25 protein-coding genes are annotated in these 23,942 nt (G+C 52.9%); 9 read left to right on the top strand and 16 right to left on the bottom strand.

Features of this window, described 5'->3' with window-relative positions:
* Nucleotides 1-1,884: (Fe-S)-binding protein (locus tag EJQ19_RS07910; protein WP_164716373.1), on the bottom strand; the 1,884-nt coding region annotated here is incomplete at its 3' end.
* A gap of 285 nt (nucleotides 1,885-2,169) precedes the next feature.
* On the opposite strand from EJQ19_RS07910, the gene EJQ19_RS07905 reads away from it, so the two are divergent.
* The 4 genes from EJQ19_RS07905 to EJQ19_RS07890 all read left to right on the top strand — a co-directional run bounded on the left by EJQ19_RS07905 (nucleotide 2,170) and on the right by EJQ19_RS07890 (nucleotide 5,836).
* Nucleotides 2,170-2,754, top strand: coding sequence for a TetR/AcrR family transcriptional regulator (locus EJQ19_RS07905; protein ID WP_277600931.1), 585 nt, complete (start codon nucleotides 2,170-2,172; stop codon nucleotides 2,752-2,754).
* Nucleotides 2,755-2,805: 51 nt separating this feature from the next.
* Nucleotides 2,806-3,570, top strand: coding sequence for an electron transfer flavoprotein subunit beta/FixA family protein (locus tag EJQ19_RS07900; RefSeq protein WP_126140666.1), 765 nt, complete (start codon nucleotides 2,806-2,808; stop codon nucleotides 3,568-3,570).
* 14 nt (nucleotides 3,571-3,584) lie between these two features.
* Nucleotides 3,585-4,571, top strand: coding sequence for an electron transfer flavoprotein subunit alpha/FixB family protein (locus tag EJQ19_RS07895; RefSeq protein ID WP_126140665.1), 987 nt, complete (start codon nucleotides 3,585-3,587; stop codon nucleotides 4,569-4,571).
* Nucleotides 4,572-5,407: 836 nt separating this feature from the next.
* Nucleotides 5,408-5,836 carry an ester cyclase gene (locus tag EJQ19_RS07890; RefSeq protein ID WP_126140664.1) on the top strand — a complete coding sequence of 143 codons (429 nt, stop codon included), beginning with the start codon at nucleotides 5,408-5,410 and terminating at the stop codon, nucleotides 5,834-5,836.
* Between the two features lie 23 nt (nucleotides 5,837-5,859).
* Here EJQ19_RS07890 and EJQ19_RS32800 read toward each other — a convergent pair whose 3' ends face one another.
* From EJQ19_RS32800 to EJQ19_RS07850, 9 genes are all read right to left on the bottom strand, one after another.
* Nucleotides 5,860-5,985, bottom strand: a complete 126-nt coding sequence (locus EJQ19_RS32800) for a hypothetical protein (protein ID WP_277600930.1) — start codon at nucleotides 5,983-5,985, stop codon at nucleotides 5,860-5,862.
* Between the two features lie 120 nt (nucleotides 5,986-6,105).
* Nucleotides 6,106-7,068 (bottom strand): alpha/beta fold hydrolase, encoded by a 963-nt coding sequence (locus EJQ19_RS07885; RefSeq protein WP_126140663.1) that lies wholly within the window; start codon nucleotides 7,066-7,068, stop codon nucleotides 6,106-6,108.
* A 141-nt stretch (nucleotides 7,069-7,209) separates the two neighbouring features.
* Nucleotides 7,210-7,419, bottom strand: coding sequence for a YezD family protein (locus EJQ19_RS07880; RefSeq protein ID WP_126140662.1), 210 nt, complete (start codon nucleotides 7,417-7,419; stop codon nucleotides 7,210-7,212).
* A 19-nt stretch (nucleotides 7,420-7,438) separates the two neighbouring features.
* A complete protein-coding gene (locus EJQ19_RS07875; protein ID WP_126140661.1) occupies nucleotides 7,439-8,269 on the bottom strand; it encodes an alpha/beta hydrolase family protein in 831 nt (276 codons plus the stop codon).
* Nucleotides 8,270-8,405: 136 nt separating this feature from the next.
* Nucleotides 8,406-9,449, bottom strand: coding sequence for an ABC transporter substrate-binding protein (locus EJQ19_RS07870; RefSeq protein ID WP_126140660.1), 1,044 nt, complete (start codon nucleotides 9,447-9,449; stop codon nucleotides 8,406-8,408).
* Between the two features lie 31 nt (nucleotides 9,450-9,480).
* Nucleotides 9,481-9,819, bottom strand: coding sequence for a 4Fe-4S binding protein (locus tag EJQ19_RS07865; protein WP_126140659.1), 339 nt, complete (start codon nucleotides 9,817-9,819; stop codon nucleotides 9,481-9,483).
* The gene (locus tag EJQ19_RS07860; RefSeq protein ID WP_126140658.1) at nucleotides 9,819-11,429 is read right to left on the bottom strand and encodes an FAD-dependent oxidoreductase; all 1,611 of its coding nucleotides are present in this window, start codon (nucleotides 11,427-11,429) and stop codon (nucleotides 9,819-9,821) included. The genes EJQ19_RS07865 and EJQ19_RS07860 overlap by 1 nt, the downstream gene beginning before the upstream one ends.
* Nucleotides 11,430-11,441: 12 nt before the next feature.
* Nucleotides 11,442-12,218: an ATP-binding cassette domain-containing protein gene (locus EJQ19_RS07855; RefSeq protein ID WP_126140657.1), complete on the bottom strand. Its 777-nt coding sequence runs from the start codon at nucleotides 12,216-12,218 to the stop codon at nucleotides 11,442-11,444.
* Nucleotides 12,219-12,230: 12 nt separating this feature from the next.
* Nucleotides 12,231-13,019 (bottom strand): ABC transporter permease subunit, encoded by a 789-nt coding sequence (locus EJQ19_RS07850; protein WP_126140656.1) that lies wholly within the window; start codon nucleotides 13,017-13,019, stop codon nucleotides 12,231-12,233.
* Between the two features lie 336 nt (nucleotides 13,020-13,355).
* On the opposite strand from EJQ19_RS07850, the gene cysT reads away from it, so the two are divergent.
* From cysT to EJQ19_RS07830, 4 genes are read left to right on the top strand one after another with little or no spacing between them, the layout of a single operon-like run.
* Nucleotides 13,356-14,159, top strand: a complete 804-nt coding sequence (gene cysT / locus EJQ19_RS07845) for a sulfate ABC transporter permease subunit CysT (RefSeq protein WP_126140655.1) — start codon at nucleotides 13,356-13,358, stop codon at nucleotides 14,157-14,159.
* A complete protein-coding gene (locus EJQ19_RS07840) occupies nucleotides 14,156-14,983 on the top strand; it encodes a sulfate ABC transporter permease subunit (protein WP_126140654.1) in 828 nt (275 codons plus the stop codon). The genes cysT and EJQ19_RS07840 overlap by 4 nt, the downstream gene beginning before the upstream one ends.
* A complete protein-coding gene (locus tag EJQ19_RS07835; RefSeq protein WP_126140653.1) occupies nucleotides 14,973-16,058 on the top strand; it encodes an ABC transporter ATP-binding protein in 1,086 nt (361 codons plus the stop codon). The genes EJQ19_RS07840 and EJQ19_RS07835 overlap by 11 nt, the downstream gene beginning before the upstream one ends.
* A gap of 32 nt (nucleotides 16,059-16,090) precedes the next feature.
* Nucleotides 16,091-17,215 (top strand): sulfate ABC transporter substrate-binding protein, encoded by a 1,125-nt coding sequence (locus EJQ19_RS07830; protein ID WP_126140652.1) that lies wholly within the window; start codon nucleotides 16,091-16,093, stop codon nucleotides 17,213-17,215.
* Between the two features lie 141 nt (nucleotides 17,216-17,356).
* On the opposite strand, the gene EJQ19_RS07825 is transcribed toward EJQ19_RS07830, so the two are convergent.
* Entirely contained in the window at nucleotides 17,357-18,127 is a 771-nt protein-coding gene (locus EJQ19_RS07825) for a DUF817 domain-containing protein (RefSeq protein ID WP_126140651.1), read from the bottom strand.
* A gap of 42 nt (nucleotides 18,128-18,169) precedes the next feature.
* Nucleotides 18,170-18,583 (bottom strand): hypothetical protein, encoded by a 414-nt coding sequence (locus EJQ19_RS07820; RefSeq protein WP_126140650.1) that lies wholly within the window; start codon nucleotides 18,581-18,583, stop codon nucleotides 18,170-18,172.
* A gap of 316 nt (nucleotides 18,584-18,899) precedes the next feature.
* Between EJQ19_RS07820 and EJQ19_RS07815 the strand changes: the two genes are divergently transcribed.
* The gene (locus EJQ19_RS07815; protein ID WP_126140649.1) at nucleotides 18,900-19,700 is read left to right on the top strand and encodes an alpha/beta hydrolase family protein; all 801 of its coding nucleotides are present in this window, start codon (nucleotides 18,900-18,902) and stop codon (nucleotides 19,698-19,700) included.
* 129 nt (nucleotides 19,701-19,829) lie between these two features.
* Here EJQ19_RS07815 and serC read toward each other — a convergent pair whose 3' ends face one another.
* From serC to EJQ19_RS07795, 4 genes are all read right to left on the bottom strand, one after another.
* Nucleotides 19,830-20,912 (bottom strand): 3-phosphoserine/phosphohydroxythreonine transaminase, encoded by a 1,083-nt coding sequence (gene serC, locus EJQ19_RS07810; protein ID WP_126140648.1) that lies wholly within the window; start codon nucleotides 20,910-20,912, stop codon nucleotides 19,830-19,832.
* A gap of 422 nt (nucleotides 20,913-21,334) precedes the next feature.
* Nucleotides 21,335-21,808 (bottom strand): acyl-CoA thioesterase, encoded by a 474-nt coding sequence (locus EJQ19_RS07805; protein ID WP_126140647.1) that lies wholly within the window; start codon nucleotides 21,806-21,808, stop codon nucleotides 21,335-21,337.
* 49 nt (nucleotides 21,809-21,857) lie between these two features.
* The gene (purT, locus tag EJQ19_RS07800; protein ID WP_126140646.1) at nucleotides 21,858-23,036 is read right to left on the bottom strand and encodes a formate-dependent phosphoribosylglycinamide formyltransferase; all 1,179 of its coding nucleotides are present in this window, start codon (nucleotides 23,034-23,036) and stop codon (nucleotides 21,858-21,860) included.
* Between the two features lie 157 nt (nucleotides 23,037-23,193).
* Nucleotides 23,194-23,942: vWA domain-containing protein (locus tag EJQ19_RS07795; protein WP_420901665.1), on the bottom strand; the 749-nt coding region annotated here is incomplete at its 5' end.

Genomic DNA, 23,942 nt, shown 5'->3' with positions numbered 1-23,942 from the left:
CAGCTGCTCGGTCCTTGCCACATTTACCCTCGTCCCCGCCTTCTCTTCCATCCACATCATGCCCCCGCCCGCCCCGCAGCACATGCTGTTCGACCGAGATCGGGCCTGCTCCACCAGTTCGACGCCGGGGATCGCTTTCAGAATTTCGCGCGGTTCCTCGTACACCTCGTTATACCTGCCCAAGTAGCAGGAATCGTGGTACGTGATGCGCTCGTGCACCGCATGCTGCGGCCATAAACGCCCTTCCTTCACCCATGCATGCAGCAGCTCCGTATGGTGGAACACTTCCGCCGTGAGCCCGAATTCGGGGTATTCATTTTTGAAAATGTGATACGTATGCGGGCACGTCGTCACGATCTTCTTTACGTTGTATTTTTGGAAAGTGGCGATATTGTCCGCGCACAGCTGCTGGAACAAAAACTCATTGCCCATACGCCGAGGGGTATCGCCGGAATTCTTCTCCTCGTTGCCGAGGATGGCGAACGGAATGCGCGCTTCGCGCATCAGCTTCACGAACGCATGCGTCACCTTCCGGCTCCTCAGGTCGTAGGCACCCATCGAGCCGAGGAAAAACAAGTACTCGAATTCCGGCTCTTCCTTTACGGTCCGGATTTTCAGCGTATCGTCGGGGTCGACTTCCTTGACCCACTTGATCCGGTCGTTGCGATTGATGCCCCACGGATTGCCTTGACGCTCGATATTCTGCAAAGCACGCTGCCCGTCATGCGGCATGGAGCCCTGCGTCAGTACCAAGTGCCTGCGCATGTCGATGATTTTGTCCACGTGCTCGTTGCCGACCGGACATTGATCCTCGCAGTTGCGGCACGTCGTGCACGCCCACAGCTCCTCTTCGGTCATGACGCCGCCGATCAATTCCGTCTCCAGCGGAGTCGGGTCTGCCTGCGAGCCGAAAGCATATCCCGGCACCCAAGGAGATTTGGACGTAATGGCCGCCCCTTTATCGGTCAAATGATCGCGAAGCTTAGTAATGAGGTGCATGGGGGACAGCATTTTGCCGGTGATATTCGCCGGACACACGCTCGTGCAGCGCCCGCACTCCACACAAGAGTAAAAGTCAAGCATCTGTTTTTGCGTAAACTCTTCGATGCTGCCGACCCCAAATGTTTCTGCCGTTTCATCCTCCAGGTCAAGCGATGCGAGCTTGCCGGTAGGGCCGGTCCGCCGGAGCAGGATGTTGATCGGTGCCGTGATGATGTGAAAATGCTTTGACTGCGGTACATAGATGAGAAAAGCCAACAGAATTAGCAGATGCGCCCACCAGCTCGCATAGAACCCAATCGACAGCGCCGTGTGCGACCAGCCGTCCACCAGACTTGCGAACCCCGAGGAAAACGGTGCGTAGGACGAAGCCGTCAGCCCCTCGCGCGCCCGTTCAAAGCCTCCGCTGACCAGCACCGAAAGCATCAGGAAAAAGATAAAGAAGACGACGATGCTTGGTTTCCATCCTCTTTTTAACCGTTTCAGCTTCTCAATGTACCGACGGTACGTCGCGTAGCCCATCGCAATGAGGATAAGGACAACCGTATATTCTTGGATGACCGTGAAGATGTCATAGCCTGGAAAAGCTAACCTATGGCCAATTAAACCTTTTAAAATAAGATCAAGTGCACCTAACTGGAGAATGATAAAGCCATAAAAAATGACGATATGCATGACGCCGCTCCGAGGATCCTTGAGCAGCTTGGTCTGCCCGAATACTTGGATCGCGAAGACGCGGAGCCGGTCTTTCAGTTGCTTGGGCAATTGCAACGGTTTACCAAGTTGAATGTAAAGATAGCGGTGATATACGACGCGCCAGAAAAGCGCCAAGGCACAGCCCATCACGGCTGCAAACAGGAGTAGCTGAATCAGAGTACCTAGCATAGGGGACCTCCTTCGTTATCAGCAGTTAAGGGGAGTCTTCGTAAGGCTTATTTGTAATGACAACGCTTTCACTAGAGCCTCGCAAAAAAGCAAATCTCACTTGTGTGCGTTGTCCAAGTTGAAACGTGCTTTTCAAAGAGAGCGTAAGCCGGCAAACCTCCTATCTCGCTTCATGAAGCTGGAATAAGTCGTTGACAAGGCGTACATCGTATTCTATGATGAGCTTAAGAAAAATGAATGATTATTCATTCAGGATTAAGGTTATTCTAACACCGAGGTGATCCCTTGACAAGTAGCAAAAAGCCTGACAAATACTACGCCATTCTCGAAGGCGCCATGAAGGTGTTCGCGGAGCACGGTTTTCACAAGTCGCAGGTGTCCCGGATTGCTAAGGAGGCCGGCGTCGCGGACGGGACGATTTATTTGTATTTCAAGAAAAAAGAAGACATTCTCACGAGCCTTTTTCAAGAGAAACTGGGCGAGCTCGTCGCGAAATTCAATCAAGAGATTACACCCGAGATGAGCGCGAAGGAAGCGCTGTACAAGGTGTGCGAAATTCATTATGGCGTGCTTGAAAAGAACGTCCACCTCGCCTTCCTCACGCAGATCGAGCTGCGGCAAAGCGATTTGGCGCTCCGCCAGGAGATTGGCCTTGCTCTTAAGAGATATATTATCCTCATCGAAAATATATTAGAAAGAGGCAAGGCTGACGGCAGCTTTCGCGCCGATCTGGATGTGAAGCTTGTGCGGCTGCTTATTTTTGGCGGCATGGATGAAGTCGTCACGTCTTGGCTGATTTCCGGCCAAAAGTATTCGCTCTCTGCACAAGTTGGAAAAACACTGGATTTCTTCATGAAAGGCATCGAGTGAACCCGCATTTCAAGTGTCTCATTTCATGTATATTCAGAAGGGAGCTTGACTATGGACATTTTTGTGCTGTTGAAGCAAACGTTTGATACGGAGGAGAAAGTCGCGGTGGTAGATGGAGCCGTTCAGGAGGACGGTGTGAAATTCGTGATCAATCCATACGACGAGTACGCCGTGGAGCAGGCGATTCAAATTCGGGATAGCGTCGGCGGCAAAGTGACCCTGTTGGCCGTCGGCCCGGAACGCACGGCCGAGGCGCTGCGCACCGCGCTTGCGATGGGCGCCGACGAAGCTGTCCTCATCTCGGACGACCGCATTTGCGGGGATGAGTATGAGGTGGCGGAGATTTTGGCCGCTTATCTGCGGGGACAGTCGGTCGATCTCGTGCTCGGCGGCAACTTCTCCGTCGATAACGGCGCAGGCCAAGTCGCGATCCGGCTCGCGGCACTGCTCGATCTTCCCCACGTCGCTTCCATTACAAAAATGGACATTGACGGCTCGTCCGCCGTCGTTCACCGCGATGCAGAGGGTGACACCGAGGTGCTCGAAGTTCCGCTCCCTGCCCTGTTCACGGCGCAGCAAGGTCTGAACGAGCCCCGCTACCCTTCCCTGCCGGGCATTATGAAGGCCAAGAAGAAGCCTTTTCAACATCTCACACTGGATGATGTGGATGGCGCATCTGCAATTGCCGCACGCACGGAGCGCTTATCGCTGGGTTTGCCGCCGGAGCGGCAAGCCGGGCGGATTCTTCAAGGCGAGCTTGGCCAGCAAGTGACCGAACTCGTGCAGGCACTGCGTAACGAATCCAAAGTGATCTAGGGGAGGAACGGACGATGAGCAAACGATTCCTTGTAGTGGCGGAAGCCCGTGGCGGGAAGCTGCGGCAGGTCAGCTTTGAAGCGCTGCGTGCAGCAGCGTTATGCGCAGAGGATGGCGATACGATCGAGGCTTGCCTGATTGGCGGGGCCGGCATCGGCGCGATGGCCGATGAGCTGGCGGCGTACGGCGCAGCCGCCGTTTATGTGGTGGAGCATGACGATTTGGCGGTGTACCAGCCCGAATCGTATTGGGCTGCGCTGGCGGCTGTTGTGGCGGAAGCCTCGCCAGCGGGGATACTTCTGGGTCACACGGCGATTGGCCGTGACCTTGCGCCTTATGCCGCTGCCAAGCTTGGCGCCGGGCAGCTCTCGGATGTGACCGCTGTCGACCGCTCGGGCGGCAGCGTTGTGTTTACGCGACCGCTCTACGCGGGCAAAGCGGTCGAGACGAAAGCGTTCACAGGCGCCGGTGACGGCGCGCCGTGGATTGTGACGGTGCGGCCGAACAACATTGCCTCGGCCGCACCGGTTGCCAAGCAAGCGACGGTGGTAAGCGTCGCTTATCCGGCGCCCTCCCTGCGCAGCGTGGTTCGCGAGGTCGTGCGCAAAGCCGCCGGCGCCGTCGATTTGGCGGAAGCCAAAATCGTCGTCTCCGGCGGCCGGGGCGTGCGCAGCGCCGAAGGCTTCCAGCCGCTCGAAGAGCTGGCTGGCGTGCTCGGCGGCGCCGTCGGCGCTTCCCGCGGGGCGTGCGACGCGGGGTACTGCGATTACGCGATGCAGATCGGCCAGACCGGCAAGGTCGTGACGCCGGAAATTTACATCGCGTGCGGCATTAGCGGCGCCATTCAGCATTTGGCGGGGATGAGCTCTTCGCGCGTCATCATCGCGATCAACAAGGATGCGGAGGCGCCGATCTTTAAAGTCGCCGACTACGGGATCGTCGGCGATCTGTTCGAAGTCGTTCCGCTGCTGACGGCGGAATTCAAGAAACTGCTCGCATAGCGTGTTGTGCACGCGTTGCGAACCATCAACGTAACCAAAGCCTGCTGAGCAGCAGGCTTTTTTGGCGTTCTGCGCTTTTCCTGCGGAATGCCTGCAGAAAAGCAGTTTTTCCGCCCGATTTCAATGAAAACGAAGCATTTCCCCAAAAATGCCTGCCGATTCGCAGGCTTTCGCCTGTAATCCAGGAAAAACGGAACAAAGCCTGCATTTCTGCAGGCTTTCATCCCGGACCAGGCCCCCGCCCCCTTGTCTCCCATGTTGTCCTCTCACGCTTGTCATGGTACACCAACAACCTGTACGCATAAACCGACGACAAGGGGAGCAGATGACGTCAACCAAGTTAAGCCGCTTGCGCGCACATGAACTGGAAAACCTCCAGCTCATTTCGACTGCAAACGGCCCCCGTGCGAGCTGAACTGGAAAAACTCCATTTCATTTGAGCCGTTTTCAAAGAATGACCATCAAACAGACAAATGTACGGGAGAAATTCCATTTCAGCACCCCGATTTGAGCGAAAATGCGAAAATAGACAGGAGAAAATCCAGTTCATCGGAGGAGCCGCAGCAGGTGGCGATAGCGAGTACTAGCAACGGTTGAAAGGCAGACAGGACAGCGTACGCTCGGGAAAGGTTGAATGGTGGACAGTGCAAGATCGGCAAGGGCTTAATGGTGAACGGTCAGCAGCGAGCACGGCCCGTGTGCCAGTCAGATTATCTATTTGTCATTGCGCCATCGAGCCTAACCTGACTGACTACATTGACCACGTCCTCTTGTCCCTGCCCCTTCAATCCCTTATACTCAAGGGACAAATCACGATCCAGCAAGGAGGACCACCTATGTCACAACTACCACAAGAAATCGTCTCATCCTTCTTTCACTACGTCCGCTCCGGCACGAATCCCGACGACGCCGCGCTGTACATGGCCGATACCGTCCTCGCCCATCAAGTGACGGCCGAAAACGAAACCACCGTTCAGCGCTCGCCGCAAAATTATGCTGATCATGTGCGGGAGATGATCGACGCTTACGGTCATTTTCAAGTCGAGATCCAGGAGCTGATTAGCCAGGACGACCGCGTGTATGTGCGCTGGAAGCAAACCGGCACGCATATCGGCGAAGTCGACGGTTTCGCGCCGACCGGCAAACCCGTCATCGAAATTGCCAGCGCAGTCTATCGCGTAACCGATGGGAAAATTGCCGAGTACTGGATCCAGATCGACCGAGAAGGCATTCGCAAACAGCTGGAACGCAATCAGTCCACTTAAAATTACTTTCCTCGCATGTATGATTAGAGCTGCCTGTCAGCCCACTCCTCGTAGGATACGTCTTCGCTGAGAGGGAGGCCTGGAAGCATTTCAGCCGAGATAAAAAAGCAGACGATAAACACTGCAAACAAGATGAGCATCGTTTTCATGGTCAATCCTCCCAGTTTCCTCTGATACTTCCATTAGACGCATGCCACATGGAAAATGTTTCAAGTTAACTGGGAGGGCCGACTTTTTCTAAAAATCACACAATCCGTTGCTCTCCTTCGCTACGCCCCTTTGCCCCCCCATCTACCTCTCACAGACTCCAACCAAGCCGCCACATCCCCCATCACTTCATCGCGATTCACTTCATTCAGCATCTCATGCCTGCCGCCGGGGTACAGCTTCATTTCCACATGCTTCAGGCCGTGCTGTCGGTAGGCTTCCACCAGCTTCAGCACACCCTTTCCGTAAGCCCCCACTGGATCCTCATCGCCCGAAAAAATGAAGAGCGGCAACTCTTTCGGCACCCGGTCGACATGCCGGGGGCGATGAATCTCCAGTAACCCCTTGAAAAAATCCCGAAAAAAACCCGACGTAAACACGCCGCCGCAGTAAGGATCGCGCATATATGCGTCCACTTCCGCCTGGTCGTGACTCAGCCAGTCAAACGGCGTGCGCTCGGGTTTGCATTTGCGATTGAACGCCCCGAACGTGAGTCCGTTCAGCAGTGTGCTGCGATGATGCTCGCCGCGTATAGCCGCTTCAGCCGCTGCCAAGCGTACTGCAACATGAAGGGCGGCGCCTTCTTTGCCATTTGATCCAGACAGCACGATCCCCTGCACCTGCTCCGGATGACCCGCCAAGTATGTCCCCATGTAATATTGGGTAAGAAACGACCCCATGCTGTGACCGAACATGAACAACGGTACGTCGCGGCCGTACTGCTCATGCAAGCGGGATGTAAGCGCACCCATAAAACCGGCCATCGACTCAAATCCTCCTCCGTCATACCGGCCTACGGCTTCGGGCGAACCTGCCGTCTGCCCGTGGCCAAGATGATCATTCGCATACACGGCATAGCCCCGCTCGCATAAAAATGCCGCAAATCGCTCGTACCTTGCCGCTGTTTCCGCCATGCCGTGCGCGATCTGCACGACGCCTTTCAGAGACATGGCTTCCGCTGGCAGCCAGGCGTAAACGTAATGCGAATGGCCTCCATATTCCATACGAAAATGCTGCGTACGCATTGTAATCATCCCCCCGCGATCAGTTGTTGTCCTTCATTATATACGTAGCGCTGCGGGAAGGATAGCTTCCCGCTTAAATACAAAAAAGCCAAACTCTCTTTACCGAGAATTTGGCTTTCTTTGGTTGCCGTTTCGATGGTTCTACCCTTTTCCGCCTTGCTTAACGGTTTTTACAGCCTGCAGCTGTCCTTGCTGCGGTGAAGCCGTATCGAACCGCTTTCTCTCTGTTTTGTCAATCTGCGTAATGCGCCCGTCATGAACGACAATCTGCACGTTGCCATACTCGAGCCCATTCAATACTTGAATAATACGTTGAACCCAAACTTCATCCAATTCCAGCGGTTTCGCCATTCCGATTCCTCCCAGCCCATTAAATCGTCCAATCATTCCACTCGTGACTCCGTTTATGAATGAAATTCAACCAATTTGCAGTTTTCTCAATCGCCGCCGCTTGGGCACTAGCCGCAGAAAATGTATGGTCCGCCTGATAAATCAAATCGAGTTCGCAACTGCCTTCCGAGCGAAGCCAAAACATTTTCTGATAGAGCGACGCGTAATCCACAGGGATGATGTCATCCGACGTTCCGTGAATCACGAGCACATCGCCGGCAAACTTCCGCAGTTGTTCAAAAGGCTGATGCTGTGCCAAAGACTCGAAAAAGCGGCTGCTCAACTGATATCCGTGATGCTCAATCGTTCCGCCGAGCGGCAATCTCTCGTACTCCTGCTTCCCAACAATGCGCACAATGTCATTGTGCGGGTGGGCGACAGCGGACCAGAGCACGAGCGTCTTCACCCGGGAGTCCCTGGCTGCCGTCAAGACAGCGGTCGCCCCGCCAAGGCTATGACCGAGCACAATGACTCTGCTCAGATCGACGCAGTCTATGGAAACGCCGTAATCAATCACGCAGCGCGTCTGATCGATCAGTACATCCAGCCCGCCGGCACCGTAATCGCCAGTGCTCTCGCCGCAGCCGCCGTAGTCGAAACGAAGAACCAAATACCCAAGCGCGCTTAATTCGCGAGCTGTCTTCACGAACAAACGGTCAACGCCGATCCGGTTTCCGATAAAACCGTGACAGATAATGACAAGCGGCCAGCGCTCGCAATCTTTCTCCGCCTTGCCAGGCTGCCCGGTCGGATAATGCAGGGTTGCGGCAAGATCGGCTTTCTCCGTTCGGATCGTAATGACATGTTCCATGATGATAGCTCCCTTTCTTTAACTCTTATTATTCGCATGAGTTTTGTCGGAATTAAAAGATGAGTTCATATTAGCATCATCACTTGCGGCTGTCAATCTATTTTCTGGACTAATTTCCCATACAACGAAACTATTTTTATTTCGCAATCCATTCATCCTGCGTGAAGTCTTTTTTTGCCAACCCTTGATCCACTAGGAATTTTTTCGTCGCATTCACCAGTGTCAAGCCTTTCGCAGGGAACGCTTCCTCCGGCCATTGATCGATCTGGAACGATGCTTTCACCACATCAACCGGGTAGCCTGAACCATCCGCATAGAGCTTGAAATATTCCTCGCTGTTCGCCCTGATTTCTTTCACAGCACGCGTCCGAATATCGTTCCACAGCTTTGGAAACGCCGGATTGGCTTTCAAATAATCCTCGGTCACCACCGTCAAGCTGGTCCCCAACAGATCCGGGTGCTTCGATGCCTCATCAATCGCAACATACCCTTTTTTCAGAATCAGCGGGCCAAAACCTGTCGGATACGCATAAGCGGCAATATCCCCGCGCGCCAGAGCCGCTTCCCCGTCCGCAGGCAGCAGATGCAGTACCTTCACATCATTTTCCAGCCCTTGCTCCTTCAAAAGAGAGATCAAATACCGGCTCATATAGGACCCTTGAGAGGTTGCAACCTTTTTGCCTTTCAAATCGGCCAGCGTTTTCGGACCGTCCGGCTTCGCGACAAGCCATACGTTCATGTTGATTTGAGAAATGTTAATCAGCTTCGTCTTCAGTCCTGCCGCTTTGCCGTTGATGGCCGGCGTATCGCCATAAATCCCGACATCGAGCGTCCCCGCGGTGACCGCTTCATTCAAATTCGGCCCGTTCGGGAAATTGAAATATTTAAACTCCTTAACCCCATATTTTTTCAGTTCGCTCTCCAAATAACCTTTGGACTGCGCCCAACCTTCCGGCCCTGTGATCGTTTTATTGTTATTTGCGGAAATGAACCCGATGCGAAGCGTCTCCGGCAGCTTGATTTCACCTTGCGCCGCCGACGTTGAGGAAGCGTTTGCCGCAGGCGCACTCGTCTGCTTCTCCTTCGCTCCGCAAGCCGTCACGCCAATCAGCAAAGCGCTGAGCAGCAGTGTTCCGGCGAAACGTAAGCCGACTTTTTGTTTCCATGTTCTGTTTTTCATCTTGATCTCCTCCAGTTCATTACCCCATTAGTTAGTGTGATGCATGCATCCGCTGAAAAATAACATAAGAACCATCCGCCGCAGCGGTCGATTGGCGCCCTTTGCCCCAGCCAAGATCGGCCTTATAGCTGCCAATCAGCCCTTTCTCCGCCAGTTCATGCTCTTCGACATGATGACGAGCTTCCGCCACCGGCGATACGAAAAGTGCATCTGTCGGGCAGTACAGCTCGCACATGAAGCAGCTTTGGCAATCCGACTGGCGAGCGATGACCGGGATGTCGCCGGGCACCGCCTCAAAGACGTTCGTCGGGCATACCGAAACACATTGGTTGCAGGAAATGCAGCGGTCTTTACTTAAAATTTCAATCATTAGACAATCGCCTCCTTGGAAGGTTGGACAGCAGTTGATTCAACTAGCGGCTTCGCCCACAGCGTATCCAGTCCGCCGCTCACAATGCGATAATGCTGGGCTGGATCAATCGCCTTGAAATCCTCTCTGCGGTGCATGCCCCGCGTTTCCTTGCGCTCCAGACCGCTGGTGAACATCCAGCGTGCCGTTGCCGTCATCGCAATCGATTCCCGCACGCGGACCACATTGCCGTCACCGGCCTGAACGCCTCGTTTCAATTCATCCCACACGCGGTTCAACCGGTCGAGTCCTGCCTCCAGCCCGGCACCTGTGCGGAACCAGTTTTTGTCGTACGGGAACACTTCGTCCTGTACCGCCTTCACGATGTCGCTGGTGTCCAGCGTACCGCGGCGCGTAGTCGCCAGCTTCGGAAGACCCGAAGCCTCCGATAGCCCTTTGGCATTGCGCTGAGCAGCGCCAACGCCAATTCGCTTCGCATACACAGCCGCACCTTCGCCGGCCCAATAGCCCGAAGACATCGCCCACGCCGCATTATGGCTGCCGCCGCCGGTAAATCCGCCGCAGATCAGCTCGCGTGTAGCTGCGTCACCTGCCGCATAGAGACCGGGAACTTCGGTTGCGCAGGTCTCATCTACGATATGGATGCCGCCCGTTCCTCGGACAGTGCCTTCAAAGCGAAGCGTGATCGGAAACTTTTGCGTAAACGGATCGATGCCTAATCTGTCAAAAGAAAGGAAGAAATTCGGCTGCGCCGCCCGCATCGCTTTTTGCAGCAAATCATCGGCTTTATCCAACCGGGCATAGACAGGCTGTGTCAAGAGGGTTTTCGCGATCACCGAACGTCCGCGCTGCGACCCTGCGCCTTCGATCACCGTGCCGTCTTCATAATAGAACGTAGCCCACGTATAGAACGCCGATTTCGTTACCGGCGAGAAAGCCGGCGCGAGCGAATAAGCTGTCGAAAACTCCATGCCCGAGAAGGAAGCTCCCGCTTCAGCGGCCAACAAATAGCCGTCACCGGTCAGCACATTCGTTCCCAACGCTTTACTGAGGAAGGCGCAGCCGCCGGTTGCGATGACAACCGCCGATGCGTCCACACGCCAAGTGCCTTGTGTCTGATTATTAATGCCCGTGGCCCCTGCCACGCCGTGCGTGTCAGCGAGCAATTCCAGCGCGGGACTGTGATCCAGAATTCGCACACCCGCTTTTTTCACCTGCTTGCGCATCAGCTTCATGTACTCCGGCCCCTGCAAGCTTTTCCGGTGCGATACCCCCGTCTCATCGAGCGGGAACGGGTAACCCCAGGCCGCAATTTGATTCGTATTGCTGTACGTTTGATTCAGCACCCGCTGCATCCAGCCGCGGTCGGCCAAATAGCCGCCTAGCGCTTCCCGGCTTTTCATCGCTTCCTCCCGATCCTTCGGATTCGGGTTGACGTACCACAGACCTGTGCCGGAAGGCGCTGTAGCCCCGCTAGTTCCGCAATAACCTTTATCGACTAACACAACCTTGGCGCCGCCTTTGGCCGCCGTTATTGCCGCCCAAGCGCCCGCAGGACCGCCGCCGATTACCAATACATCCGCCCCAAGCCGAATATCCAATACGCTCATCGTTCATTCCTCCTATATTGAAAAAGCATCCGCAGTCGCTGCAAAAGCGAACTGCTCATGAGGCTGCTTGACCAGCAAACGATCCAGAATCGTTTTCTCGTAGTGTGCAAAACCGCTATCTCGTTCCCTTGGTCTGGCAAGCGCAATTTTTAAATCCAGTCCGACCTTGCCGTTTTCAATTAAGATGACGCGGTCGGCCAAAGCAACCGCTTCGCTCACATCGTGCGTCACCAACAGCACGGTAAACTGCTTTTCGAGCCACAGTCGCTCGATCAGTTGCTGCATCTCGATGCGCGTCAGCGCATCGAGCGCGCCCAGCGGCTCATCCAGGAGCAGCAGCCGCGGGTTGCCGGCTAAAGCGCGGGCCAAAGCAACGCGCTGCCGTTGGCCGCCGGACAGCACAGCCGGCCAGTCGTTCGCTTTGTGGGCGAGTCCGACTTGCCCCAGCGCCCGCTCCGCGATCGCTTTGTCGCCGGATTTGACGCCAATGCGCACATTGTCGATGTTCTTCTTCCACGGCAGCAGCCGGTGCTCCTGAAAAAGCACTCGCGTATCGGCATGAACGCCGTTAACCGCCTGCGCATCCAGTATAATTGCGCCGCTGCTTGCCTCATCGAGCCCTGCGATCAGGCGCAGCAGCGTGCTTTTGCCGCAACCGCTTCGTCCAACAATCGCCACAAACTCGCCTTGCTTGATCTTTAAATCAATACCCGACAGCACTTGTGTGCTTCCGAACTCCTTATTGACATGGCGCACATGCAGCTGAGCGCCTCCAGAATTGATACCCATACGCGCCTCTCCTTATCGTTTTAAGTAGTTATGATGCCATTGCAGCCAGCGCTGCTCCAGGAACTTGGCGATCACGTCGGACAGCTTGCCAAGCAGCGCATACAGAATGACGCACAGGACAACAACGTCCATCTGCATGAACTCTCTCGCATGCGTCGCCATGTAGCCGATGCCGGAATCGGCCGCAATCGTTTCAGCCACTATGAGGCTTAGCCACATAATCCCGAGCGAGAAACGAATGCCAAGCAGAATATTCGCAAGCGCACCGGGTAAAATCACTTTGGCGAACAGCGAAAAGCCTTTTAACCCGTAAACTTTGCCCATTTCGATGAGCCCAGGATCGACACTGCGAATCCCGTGGAACGTATTCAGATAGATAGGAAACGCAACGCCTAATGAAACCAGGAACAATTTGGACGTCTCCCCGATGCCGAACCACATAATAACTAAGGGGATCATCGCGAGATGCGGGATCGTCCGTACCATTTGCAGCGAGGAATCCAGGAACTTTTCTGCTATCGGGAATACCCCGTTAAGCAGCCCCAACACAAAGGCGATGCTGCCCCCTATAAGAAAACCAAGCAAGGCACGCTTGGTGCTGACTGCGACATATTCAAAAATCGTACCGTCCTGAATCACATGAATGAGTGCTTTGACAACCTCGAGCGGTGTCGGCAAAATACGATCGGACAACCACCCGCTGAGGCCGAGCAGCTGCCAGAGAGCCACGATACAGATTGGAATCGCCCATGGCTGCCAATTCCACCCTCTCTTGTTGTCACGCTGTTTGTTCTGAAACATTGAAATCCCTCTCTTCTCATGAAGTAAAGTAAATTAAAAAGACTCCCAGCTCACGCCATGAAAATCTGAATGACGGAAGCGGGAGTCTCCAGTTGATCTGGTCGACTCAATTATTTAAGTTAATAATTCACACCTGATTACTTGGTATTGAATATCATGTTAGCACCGAGTGCAAGCAGCGTCAATGATTATTTTTGCTTCTAATATAGGGGAATGGTTCATTAAATTCCGTTCGCATTTCCAAAAAAATTTGTTGACAAAAAAAGCCACAACCTGATATAGTCATGTCATTAATCCTAGTAAAACGGTATGTTTTATGAGAATAGGCGGTGCTACATGCGTATTGTTTTGCGAGCGACGGTTCGATCCGTGCTTGTCGGCTATCTCATCGTGTTGTTGCTTATCCCGATAGCTGCCATTTATGTCAAAGGCTTTTCTCTAGGCTGGACCCCCTTTTGGAATGAAGTAACCGGTCCTCTTGCCTGGAAATCCATCGTGCTGACAGTCAAACTCAGTATCGTGTCCACACTGATACAAGCGATTATCGGTACGCTAATTGCATTCGTTCTGGTCAGGTATCATTTCCGCGGACGCAGCTTGCTGAACAGCATGGTCGATCTCCCTTTTTCGCTGCCGACCTCCGTAGCCGGCCTGATGTTTCTTACGCTGCTCGGCCCTGCCAGCCCGCTCGGCAAGTGGCTCGAAGACATTGGCGTCAAGCTGCTGTACAACCAAACTGCAATCGTTATCGGTCTTGTCTTCGTTACGTTTCCGTTTGTCGTTCGCGCCGTGCAGCCGCTGCTGGAGCAGCTGGATCCCGGCGAAGAACAAGCAAGCGCTACGCTCGGCGCGTCAAAGTTCTATACGTTTTGCCGAATCGTTTTCCCTGCCATTCTACCAGGGATCGTGGCAGGCTCCATGTTGGCTTTTTCCCGCTCAATGGCTGAATTCGGCGCCATCTCCTTAATATCCGGCAATTTGCCGGGCAAAACGATGGTCGCTTCCGTTTATATATATGGTGAAACGCAAAACTACAATCCCGAAGGCGCGGCGGCGATTTCTCTCGTCCTGCTGACCCTCTCTCTGCTCATTCTATGGTTCGTTCACATCGTAACTCGCGGAAAGGGGCGCCTGGCATGAAAAAGCTGCTCATCGGAATCTCTTTTCTTATCGTATTTCTGCTCATTATCCTGCCATTCATCGGTATCGGCTTTGGCGCATTTGAAGAAGGACCTTCCGCTTTTTTCGATGCCTTGACTAGACCGGAAGCGTTGCATGCTTTGAAAATTTCAGCCATCATCGTCGTGATTGTCACTGCGTTAAATACCATTGTCGGGGTCTATCTCTCTCTCCAAATCGTGCGCGGCACCTGGCTGTCCCGTTGGCTCAAACCGCTGATCAACGCTATTATTGATCTTCCATTTGCGGTTTCACCGGTCATCGTCGGCCTCATGGTCATCGTGATTTTTGGTCCGAATACGGCGCTCGGCTCTTTCATGGAAGCACATTCGATGAAAATCGTATACGCGATACCCGGTATGGTCATCGCTACGATGTTTATCACCTTTCCTTTAATGGTGCGGGAAGTCGTGCCGCTGCTTGAAGAAATCGGAACACAGTCGGAAGAAGCTTCCGCAACGCTTGGCGCAAGTTCGCTTCGTACGTTTTTTCAAGTGACCTGGCCGAGTATCCGCTGGGGGGTTGTCTACGGTCTGATTCTTACGATCGCCAGATCGCTTGGCGAATTCGGCTCCATTCTCGTCGTATCCGGAAATATTATCAATCAAACTCAGACGGCGACGACGCTCGTCTATCAAGATGCCGAACAATTTCAACTCGTAGCTGCCAACAGCGTCGCGTTCGTGCTGGGACTCATCTCCATTTCCATTCTGCTCGCGCTCGAGTGGCTCAAACGTCAATCGGAAACCAAACACAACGGAGGAGGCTCTCCCCATGCACATTGAAGTGAGAAATTTAAACAAACATTACGGGCAATTTCACGCCATAAAAGATGTGAATTTCAGCGTTCAGCAAGGTCATCTCGTCGGTTTGATCGGTCCCAGCGGCGGCGGTAAAACATCCATCCTTCGCATGCTGTCAGGCCTTGAAATCCCGACCGGCGGCGACATTTATTTCGATGGCAAGCTGGCCACCCACACGCCGGTACAGGAGCGCGGCATCGGGTTTGTTTTTCAAAGCTATGCGCTGTTCAAGCACATGACCGTATTCGATAACGTCGCTTACGGACTCAAAGTACTGAAAAAATCGAAAGCCGAGATTCATGACCGCGTCACCTACTTGCTGAACTTAATGGGTCTTGCGGGCAATGAACGCAAATATCCGCATCAGCTGTCAGGCGGTCAGCGCCAGCGTGTAGCTTTCGCCAGAGCGCTTGCGCCTGAACCGAAGCTGCTTCTGCTGGATGAACCGTTTGCGGCGATCGATGCCAAAATTCGTAAAGAGCTGCGGCTCTGGCTGCGCAACCTCATCAATGAGTTTAAAGTGACGACGCTGTTCGTCACCCATGACCAGGATGAAGCGATCGAAGTGGCGGACGAAATTATTCTTGTCCAAGGCGGACGCATTGAGCAACAAGGCACACCATGGGAAATCTACACACGCCCTGCTTCCTCGTTTGCCGCCGGTTTTATTGGCGAATCCAACATCCTTCAGCGCTACACGCCGCTCACCGGTTTCCCGGGCTTAACGGACTTTCAGCAAGATGACCAGTGGCAGTCGGATGTGCACGTGCTCATTCGCCCTGAAAACATCGTCGTAAGACCCCGTGATGTCCAGCATCTCGCCTCCGCCGGGGAAAAAGGCAAAATCACCCACGTTCACTTCCGCGGCGATTCGTGGTACTTGGAAGTCACGATCGGGGAATTAAAGCTTTTTGCTTATCAATCGGTTAAAGAAAAAATTTATCAACCCGGCGATGAAGTCAACGTGCTCATTCACCAGATTTCCGTCTTCACCCCGTCAGGCACCACGTGGCTCGATAATCAGGCCATGCAGGATCCACAGCCTGTATTCATATAAACCATATATTATTTAAAAGGGAGAGAACCACAATGAAAAAATTGAAATCACTCGGTCTTGTATCAGCAGCACTCTTATCCGTCAGCATTGCCCTCACAGGCTGCGGAACCGGCTCCAAAACGGAATCATCCCCAGCAGCATCCGCGGCAGCTAACGGATCCACACCTGCGGCTTCTACAGCAGCCAGCACAACGCCGAAAGCGGATGGCGGCAAAGTTACGATTACGATTGGCGCATACTCCATATTAAAAGAGTCCTTTGATGTCATTTTGCCAAAATTCAAAGAGGCTTATAAAAAGAAAACCGGCGTTACCGTTGAATTCAACGAATCCTATGTCGCATCCGGCTCGCAAGCGACTGCGATTATTCAAGGGTTTGAGGCAGACATCGCTCCTCTCTCACTCGAAGGCGACATTCAAAAAATCGTGGAAAAAGGACTTATTACAAACGACTGGAAAAAAAATCAATTCAAAGGTTTCGTCACCGGTTCCATCACAGCAATCGGCGTACGTGAAGGCAATCCGAAAGGAATCAAGGACTGGGTCGATTTGACAAAACCGGGCGTTGAAGTACTGATCCCGAACCCGAGCACATCCGGCGGCGCAAAATGGGATATTAATGGCCTCTACGGCGCCGGCCTGAAAGCGTCCGAAGCGGCTACCGGCAAGCAAGATCCTGCGGCTGCAAAAGATTTGCTCGCCAAAGTGTACAAAAACATCAAAGTGCTCGACAAGAGCGGCGCCGATTCCCTGGCGACTTTCGATAAAGGCGTAGGCGACGCCATCATCACTTACGAGAACGAACTCATCTCCCGTATCCAATCCGGTAAAAAATACGTCGAAGTCATTCCGAACTACACAACATCCATCGAAAACCCTGTTGCGATCGTCGATAAATATGTCGACAAGCACGGCAACCGTGAAGCTGTTCAAGCGTTCTATGACTACCTGTTCTCTGTAGACGCGCAAACTGTTTTTGCGGAAAAAGGCTTCCGCTCTGTTCTGCCGGAAGTTGCGAAGAAATATGAGAAAAACTACACGACACCTGCCGGCCTGTTCAACATCGACTACCTCGGCGGCTGGGATAAAGTGAATAAAGAGCTGTACGGCAAAGGCGCCATCTGGGAAACAGTCCTCGCTGAGGGCGGCGCGAAGTAAGATGTAGAAAGACCCCTTCCGGGCCTTCAATGAGGCTCAGAGGGGGTCTTCTTCGATTAACCGTTTGACGTCACGCTCAGAAGGCAAATCCTTCTCATGAAGTTCGGATGCTTTCTGTTCATCCAGGCTTTGCCCTTTCCTCTATACGCGGTCCGGATATTTCACCCGCTTCAGCTCCGCAACAATAATGATGGAAATAATGACAAGCATGAACCAGGACGTCATTTTTCCCCAATGAACCATCTGCCAGACGTGCATCTGATCCGGATATTTCCATGCGCCGAAAAATGTAGAAATATTTTCAGCCAACCATATAAAAAAAGCAATCAGCACAAACGAAAGGACCATCGGCATGCTATACCTGCGCACCGTGACCGTAAATTCTACTCTCGTGCGATAAAACACGGCGACGATGGCCGCAATCAGCAACCAACGAAGGTCAATCACATAATGATGTGTAAAAAAATTCGCATAAATCGCAATCGAAATCACAATCGCAAGCCACGTGCGCGGCCACCGCATAAATCGCAAATGAAGCCTTTTCCACGCCTGACACACATAACTCGCAACGCTCGAATACATAAAGCCGCTGTAGAGCGGAACACCCCACCATTTCGTCAATGCCGCCTCAGGGTATGCCCATGACCCCATGTGGACTTTAAACAGCTCCAGGCCAAGGCCGATCATGTGAAACACCATGATCACTTTCACTTCGTCGATGCTCTCCCATCCGAACTTGACCAGCGCCCATTGAGCGAGGATGCACACGATGAGAATGAAATCATAGCGATACGCACCATGGAATGGCAATACTTTGGAGAGGGCTAAAGTGGCGAAAATAATAACGGGAAAAATGCAGCACAGGGATTCCTTCCACGTAAAAGCCCATAGTTCTCGGATGAAAATTTTCATGGTTGCTCCTTGATTATTGGGATAGGGAGTTGGGGACGATGTTTAAGGCTTGCCCGCTTCAAAAAACGCCTGCATCTCCCTCACCCACGCTTCGTTGTACAAATAATACACATTTGTAATTGAATTGTTGGTAAAGCCGAGCCTCATGGTTTTTTTTTCGTACAAAGATACGCCATAGAGAAATCCTACTCGCCCTTCTTGGTTCGGATCAGGTGTTAGGGTAACCTGACTGACCGTCGTCAGCCATTTCTGTACGGCTGCAGCATCATCGTAAATGTGAAGCTCTCCCGTCGAGCCGCTGCGTATTTCGATGCGGTCTACTTGCCGCAGATCTCCGGGATAGAGATCGGCAAGCGTTGCAGGACTCGGTTTAGGCTTGATCTCCTCCTTGCTGCAGCCTAGCGCAACCAACAATAAGACGAAACATAAGGCCAAAAGGTTAAAATTACGGTGCATACTCCCTCCACTTATGAAAAAGATGACTCCTCGATCGATATTGCCCATCTTACCATAGGATGACAAATCCCTTCACCAAATTTCTTGTTGACAATGGAGTGATAAAAGGATAACTTATATACATGTATTCCGATTGTTTTAGTTGTATTTATAACCATCGACCGGTCAACCGGAGGCACTGAGAATCCCTTAGTGTCTCCTATTTATTTATAAGGAGACGTCGCCTATGCAGCTCGAAACGGCAATCCTTACTGTGGAACATTCCGCCCCTCTTTTGCAAGCGCAATAGCATCTTTTAAAAAATGGAGGTTATCCCATGTCCAATTCTGTCATTTTATCCGAAAAGTTTAAGGTTACGCTCGCCAATGGACTCGATCTTAACGGCTACATCCACACGACGGCAGACGCACAGGCTAAGCCTGTGCTCATTCTGAGCCACGGCTTCCGCGGCGCCAAAGATTGGGGCTTCTGGCCTCATGTCACATCCCGGTTTGCAGAGCGGGGCTTCTACACGGTGAGCTTCGATTTTTCGCGCATCGATGCTAAGCAGCGCAATGCCGATGAAGGACTTCTGGCTGCAGCCAGCACCCTTTCCAGTGAAATCGCGGATCTGGAGCTCGTGCTCTCCCTCTTAGCATCCGTTCAACTCCCGCTTCCCGAGCATGCCGATCTCAGCCGCATTTCCTTGCTTGGGCATAGTCGCGCAGGTCTCAGCAACCTCGTGGTCGCGTCCGAAAGGCCTGAGGTTCGCGCAGTCGCCGTATGGAACGGAGGCGGAAGACCTCCCCTTTCCGTTAAAGCCAGAGAGGAGCTCACCTTTCAGGAGCGAGCGATTCTCGATGATTTTCAAGCGCATGAGGAGCGGTACCACGCGCCTTCTCGACTTGCGAAGCTTCACGTTCCCGCGTTATTTGTGCAAGGAACCGCTGACGCGCAGCGACTTCTGGATGCCGTCAACGCTCTGAAGCAGCTCGCGCCAGATCAGACCTTTATAGAAGTGCCAGGTGCCGATCATACGTTTGGTACGGTACATCCATTTCAAGGAACGACCGTTTACCTGGAGGAGGCGTTTGAAGCAACCGTGGCGTTTTTGCGGAGAAACAATGGGGAGGAGTGATTGTAGAGAACTCCAAATCGCTGGAGCCCCCTTTTGGAGTAGAAACTTGTGAAAAGAGGGGCAGGGTTTCGAATTCTAAAGCAAAAGCTTGGCATAACGCCAAGCTTTTTTTTGAAGATAAACAGATAATCAGCCATATCGCCTTTGAAAATCCAGCATGAACTCAGCAAGATCTTTACAAGCTTGATAAGGAACAGCATTATAAGCAGATGCTCGTAGTCCACCAACACTTCTATGGCCAGCCAAACCATCAAAACCATGCAACTCTGATTCCTGAACAAAAAGCTTCTCCAACTTTTCATCGTTCATTCGCCATGTGATGTTCATCATGGAACGAAACGGTTTTTCAATAATGCCTTTGTAGTAACCACCACTGCGGTCAATCACATCATAAAGAAGGTTGGCTTTTTGAATATTCATTTTCTCTATTTCAGCGATTCCTCCCTGCCGGTTTACCCATTCAAGCACAAGTTTCATCATATAAATCGAATGTACAGGTGGTGTATTGTAAAGTGAATTGTTTTGAGCGTAAGTTTTGTAATTTAAAATGGTTGGAATGGTGTTCACACATGCTTTCAGCAAATCTTCATGAATGACCACTACGGTTGCCCCTGCCGGTCCCAGATTTTTTTGAGCTGAAGCGTAAAACATGGAGAATTTGTTAAACTCCAGTTGCCGACTGAGTAAATCACTTGTCATGTCACCAATAAGGGGGACGGAGTTAACCGAAGGAAAGTCTCGAAATTGTGATCCCTCAATTGTATTATTCGTGGTGATGTGAATATAGGCAGCCTCTGGATCTACGCTTAAATCACGCATTGCCGGAAGCGTGCTCCAATTTTGTGACTGACTGCTCGCTGCAATTGTGGCATTGCCAATCGTTTGCGCTTCTTTATAAGCCTTTTCCGAAAAACTACCCGAAAGAATATAGCTGCCATTCCTTTTAGGTGACAATAAATTCATCGGCACCATAGCAAACTGCATGCTTGCGCCACCACTCATAAATAAGACTTGGTATTTCGAATTCAAGCCCAGGAGTTCAAGCAAAATCTGCTGTGTCTCCACGAAAAGTTGCTCAACATCCTTACTACGATGAGACATTTCCATAATGGACATGCCGTTCCGATATGCGATAAAAGTGTCCTGTGCCTGATTCAAGACTTCAAGAGGTAGAGCTGCCGGACCCGGATTGAAGTTGTTAATACGATACATGTTTCGAACCTCCTTCAATTTTGAAAACGCAAAAACGCCCCTCGTCTAATTGGGACGAGGAGCGTCTGCTCGCGGTGCCACCCAACTTGATCGAACATTACTGTTCAATCCTCTTGGTTCCGCGATAACGGTCGGGGCCGGCTAACTTAGGAACAACATTGTCATGGTGTTCTTGACGGAAACGCCTCCGAGTTGGATTCTCATCATAGGCATAATTCATTTATTAAATTATATTCAGTTAAACCTACTACAGGTATTTTGTCAATAACTGTTTACACCTAATTTGTAATTGTACTTGTCGGTATTCTTCTAACATTTACTTCTGCGGCTTTACTTGACTCTGCCGATGGGACTCCGATTATGCGTTTAACGCCTAAAAAAAGCGCTGCACCGGAACCTCGTTCCCATGCAGCGCTTTTATTTTATAACCGTGTATCCTTCCGCAGCTTGCGGGCCGTGAATCGGGCTTCCGCCGTTTCGAACAGCTTCTTCTCTTCCTCGGTTTCGGGAATGATGCCCGGTACAGGTGTCGGCTGACCGTGCTCATCCAAAGCCACAAACGTCAGAAAAGCCGTCGCCGTGCGCTTACGCTCGCCGGTCAGCAGGTTCTCGGATTCGATTTTCACGAAAACCTCCATGGAACTGCGGTGCGTCCACGTCACGAACGCCTCCAATTGAATGGCCTCGCCAAGCTTCACCGGCGCAAAAAAATCCAGGCTGTCGCTCGACGCCGTCACGACGGCTTTGCGGGAATGCCGCATCGAGGCGATGGTCGCCACTTTATCCATATACTGCATCACGCGGCCGCCAAAGACGGTGTTATGATAGTTCGTGTCTGCAGGCAAAATGATTTCGGTCAACACGGTTCGGGAGAGTCTTGCAGGTTTTGCGTCCATTGTGTATGCCTCCTGAGATGTCTTACCCACGACCCACGCCATGGTTCTCTTACTCGTACGAAATCGTCAGCTTGCTCGCCGCTTCCTTCGCCAGCGCTCTCGCTTCTTCCACCGTAGCACCGCTGCTCAGTGCTACCGCCATCCGGCGGCCCACCTTCGTCTCCGGCTTGCCGAAAATGCGCACTTGCGTATTCGGCACGGATAACGCTTCCGCCAAACCGCCGATTTGGTGCTCGACTTGCTCGCGATCCGCCTTGAGCGTATAACTTGCCCCGGGCGTCAACAGACGAATGCCCGTGATCGGCAGGCCCAGAATCGCACGGACGTGCAAAGCAAACTCAGACAAGTCCTGCGTAGCCATCGTCACCATGCCCGTATCGTGCGGTCTCGGCGAAACCTCACTGAAATAGACGCCATCCGCCGTCAGGAACAGCTCTACACCGTAAAGGCCATAGCCGCCAAGGGCATCGGTAATCGTCCGAGCCATATGCTGCGCATCGGCGATTTGCTGTTCGGACATCGCATGCGGCTGCCAGGACTCAATATAATCGCCGTCCTTTTGTATATGTCCGATCGGCTGGCAGTAGGTTGTGCCCGATACCGAACGTACAGTGAGCAGCGTAATTTCCGACTCAAAATGAATGAACTCCTCAACGATCACACGCGCATTCTTCGCGCGTCCGCCTTCCATGGCGATGTTCCAGGAAGCCTCCACACCTTCCGGCGTGCGGCAGACGCTCTGGCCTTTGCCGGACGAGCTCATAATCGGTTTGATCACGCAAGGCGTTCCGATCTTCGCCACCGCCGCATGCAGCTCTTCCAGACTGTCGGCAAATTCGTACGCAGCCGTGCGGAGGCCCAGCGTTTCTGAAGCTAGACGGCGGATACCTTCACGGTCCATCGTCAAACGCGAAGCCGTGGCCGTCGGAATAACGCGGTAGCCTTCTTGTTCAAGCTCAACCAGTGTTGGCGTCGCGATCGCTTCAATCTCCGGAACGATCAGATCCGGACGCTCCTGCTCAATCAACGCGCGCAGCTTGTCGCCATCCAGCATGGGAATGACATGGCTGCGATGAGCCACTTGCATCGCCGGCGCTCCTTCGTACCGATCGACTGCAATCGTCTCGATTCCTAGGCGCTGCGCCTCAATAACTACCTCTTTGCCAAGCTCGCCCGAGCCTAGCAGCATGATTTTCTTCGCCTTTTTCGATAATGGTGCTCCGTACACGCGCTGGTTCCCCCTCAATCCTCTGCCAAATTAAAATAATCTTATGTACCCCAACATCCGCACCTGACGTCCGCCCTCCACGGAAGCGTCATGCGAGGCTAAATCTCCGCATCTATTGTACTGGATTTCGACAGGAAAAGATAGGGATAAGCTATCCCTACACTTGAATCGACTTCAACAATAGTTTACGCAAAATCGGCACCAACTGCTCATGCAGCTCCTCGACATTCGGTACAACGATCGAACTGCGCCCGTAAATGTTGCGCATCGCCAATCGCTGCGTTTCGTGAATCTTCCCGTTTGCCAGAAAAATGGAAATCACTTCAAGCCCCTGCCTCCGCGCGTGGATGACCGCTTCATGCGTGTCGAGGATGCCGATATCGTGGTAGTTCGCCGCAGACGGCTCGCCGTCGGAGAACACCAGCAGGATGCGCTGCCGTTCCTGCCGCCGCAGCAGCCTGCGGGTCATCTCGCGAATCGCGAAGCCGTCGCGATTGTCCTGCTGCGGCTCGAGCGCCATCAGCGCCGCGCCGCTGCCGACCGCGAAGCAGGTGTCGAAGCCGACCGCCGCCTGAAACAGGTTCGGCGCCTCCTGCTCCGTCACACGGTCGGCGTCCTCCCAGAATCCCACGATTTCATGCGGGATTCGCAAAGCGCGGAGGGTCTCGTGGAACAGCACGAGACCGAGCTTCGTTTCGTCCATTTTGTCGTACATGGACGCCGAGCAGTCGACGAGCAGCGCGAACGCCGCGTCGAGCTGCGGATCCGGGCCGCGCTTCTTGTAGAAGAGGCGCGGCTGCTCATCCGTGACGGCTCGCGCCAAGCGCTTGTCGAGCCGCCCGAACAGGCGGTCGCCGCGCGGCGCGATCCGCTTCACTTCGAGCGTGCGCCGAATCGCACGCTCGA

Source organism: Paenibacillus whitsoniae (assembly GCF_003955665.1).
Lineage (GTDB): Bacteria > Bacillota > Bacilli > Paenibacillales > NBRC-103111 > Paenibacillus_E > Paenibacillus_E whitsoniae.
This window is presented reverse-complemented; position numbering and strand designations above follow the sequence as displayed.

Bases quoted from the DNA above. Each gene is read 5' to 3' on its own strand.
- EJQ19_RS07830 (WP_126140652.1), top strand. From the start codon at position 16,091: ATGAAAAAATTGAAATCACTCGGTCTTGTATCAGCAGCACTCTTATCC.
- EJQ19_RS07880 (WP_126140662.1), bottom strand. From the start codon at position 7,419: ATGGCGAAACCGCTGGAATTGGATGAAGTTTGGGTTCAACGTATTATT.
- EJQ19_RS07870 (WP_126140660.1), bottom strand. From the start codon at position 9,449: ATGAAAAACAGAACATGGAAACAAAAAGTCGGCTTACGTTTCGCCGGA.
- EJQ19_RS07860 (WP_126140658.1), bottom strand. From the start codon at position 11,429: ATGAGCGTATTGGATATTCGGCTTGGGGCGGATGTATTGGTAATCGGC.
- EJQ19_RS07865 (WP_126140659.1), bottom strand. From the start codon at position 9,819: ATGATTGAAATTTTAAGTAAAGACCGCTGCATTTCCTGCAACCAATGT.
- EJQ19_RS32800 (WP_277600930.1), bottom strand. From the start codon at position 5,985: ATGAAAACGATGCTCATCTTGTTTGCAGTGTTTATCGTCTGCTTTTTT.
- EJQ19_RS07835 (WP_126140653.1), top strand. From the start codon at position 14,973: ATGCACATTGAAGTGAGAAATTTAAACAAACATTACGGGCAATTTCAC.
- EJQ19_RS07805 (WP_126140647.1), bottom strand. From the start codon at position 21,808: ATGGACGCAAAACCTGCAAGACTCTCCCGAACCGTGTTGACCGAAATC.
- EJQ19_RS07885 (WP_126140663.1), bottom strand. From the start codon at position 7,068: ATGCGTACGCAGCATTTTCGTATGGAATATGGAGGCCATTCGCATTAC.
- EJQ19_RS07855 (WP_126140657.1), bottom strand. From the start codon at position 12,218: ATGGGTATCAATTCTGGAGGCGCTCAGCTGCATGTGCGCCATGTCAAT.
- EJQ19_RS07890 (WP_126140664.1), top strand. From the start codon at position 5,408: ATGTCACAACTACCACAAGAAATCGTCTCATCCTTCTTTCACTACGTC.
- EJQ19_RS07875 (WP_126140661.1), bottom strand. From the start codon at position 8,269: ATGGAACATGTCATTACGATCCGAACGGAGAAAGCCGATCTTGCCGCA.
- EJQ19_RS07895 (WP_126140665.1), top strand. From the start codon at position 3,585: ATGAGCAAACGATTCCTTGTAGTGGCGGAAGCCCGTGGCGGGAAGCTG.
- EJQ19_RS07850 (WP_126140656.1), bottom strand. From the start codon at position 13,019: ATGTTTCAGAACAAACAGCGTGACAACAAGAGAGGGTGGAATTGGCAG.
- EJQ19_RS07815 (WP_126140649.1), top strand. From the start codon at position 18,900: ATGTCCAATTCTGTCATTTTATCCGAAAAGTTTAAGGTTACGCTCGCC.
- EJQ19_RS07840 (WP_126140654.1), top strand. From the start codon at position 14,156: ATGAAAAAGCTGCTCATCGGAATCTCTTTTCTTATCGTATTTCTGCTC.
- EJQ19_RS07825 (WP_126140651.1), bottom strand. From the start codon at position 18,127: ATGAAAATTTTCATCCGAGAACTATGGGCTTTTACGTGGAAGGAATCC.
- cysT (WP_126140655.1), top strand. From the start codon at position 13,356: ATGCGTATTGTTTTGCGAGCGACGGTTCGATCCGTGCTTGTCGGCTAT.
- serC (WP_126140648.1), bottom strand. From the start codon at position 20,912: ATGTATCGTATTAACAACTTCAATCCGGGTCCGGCAGCTCTACCTCTT.
- EJQ19_RS07900 (WP_126140666.1), top strand. From the start codon at position 2,806: ATGGACATTTTTGTGCTGTTGAAGCAAACGTTTGATACGGAGGAGAAA.
- EJQ19_RS07820 (WP_126140650.1), bottom strand. From the start codon at position 18,583: ATGCACCGTAATTTTAACCTTTTGGCCTTATGTTTCGTCTTATTGTTG.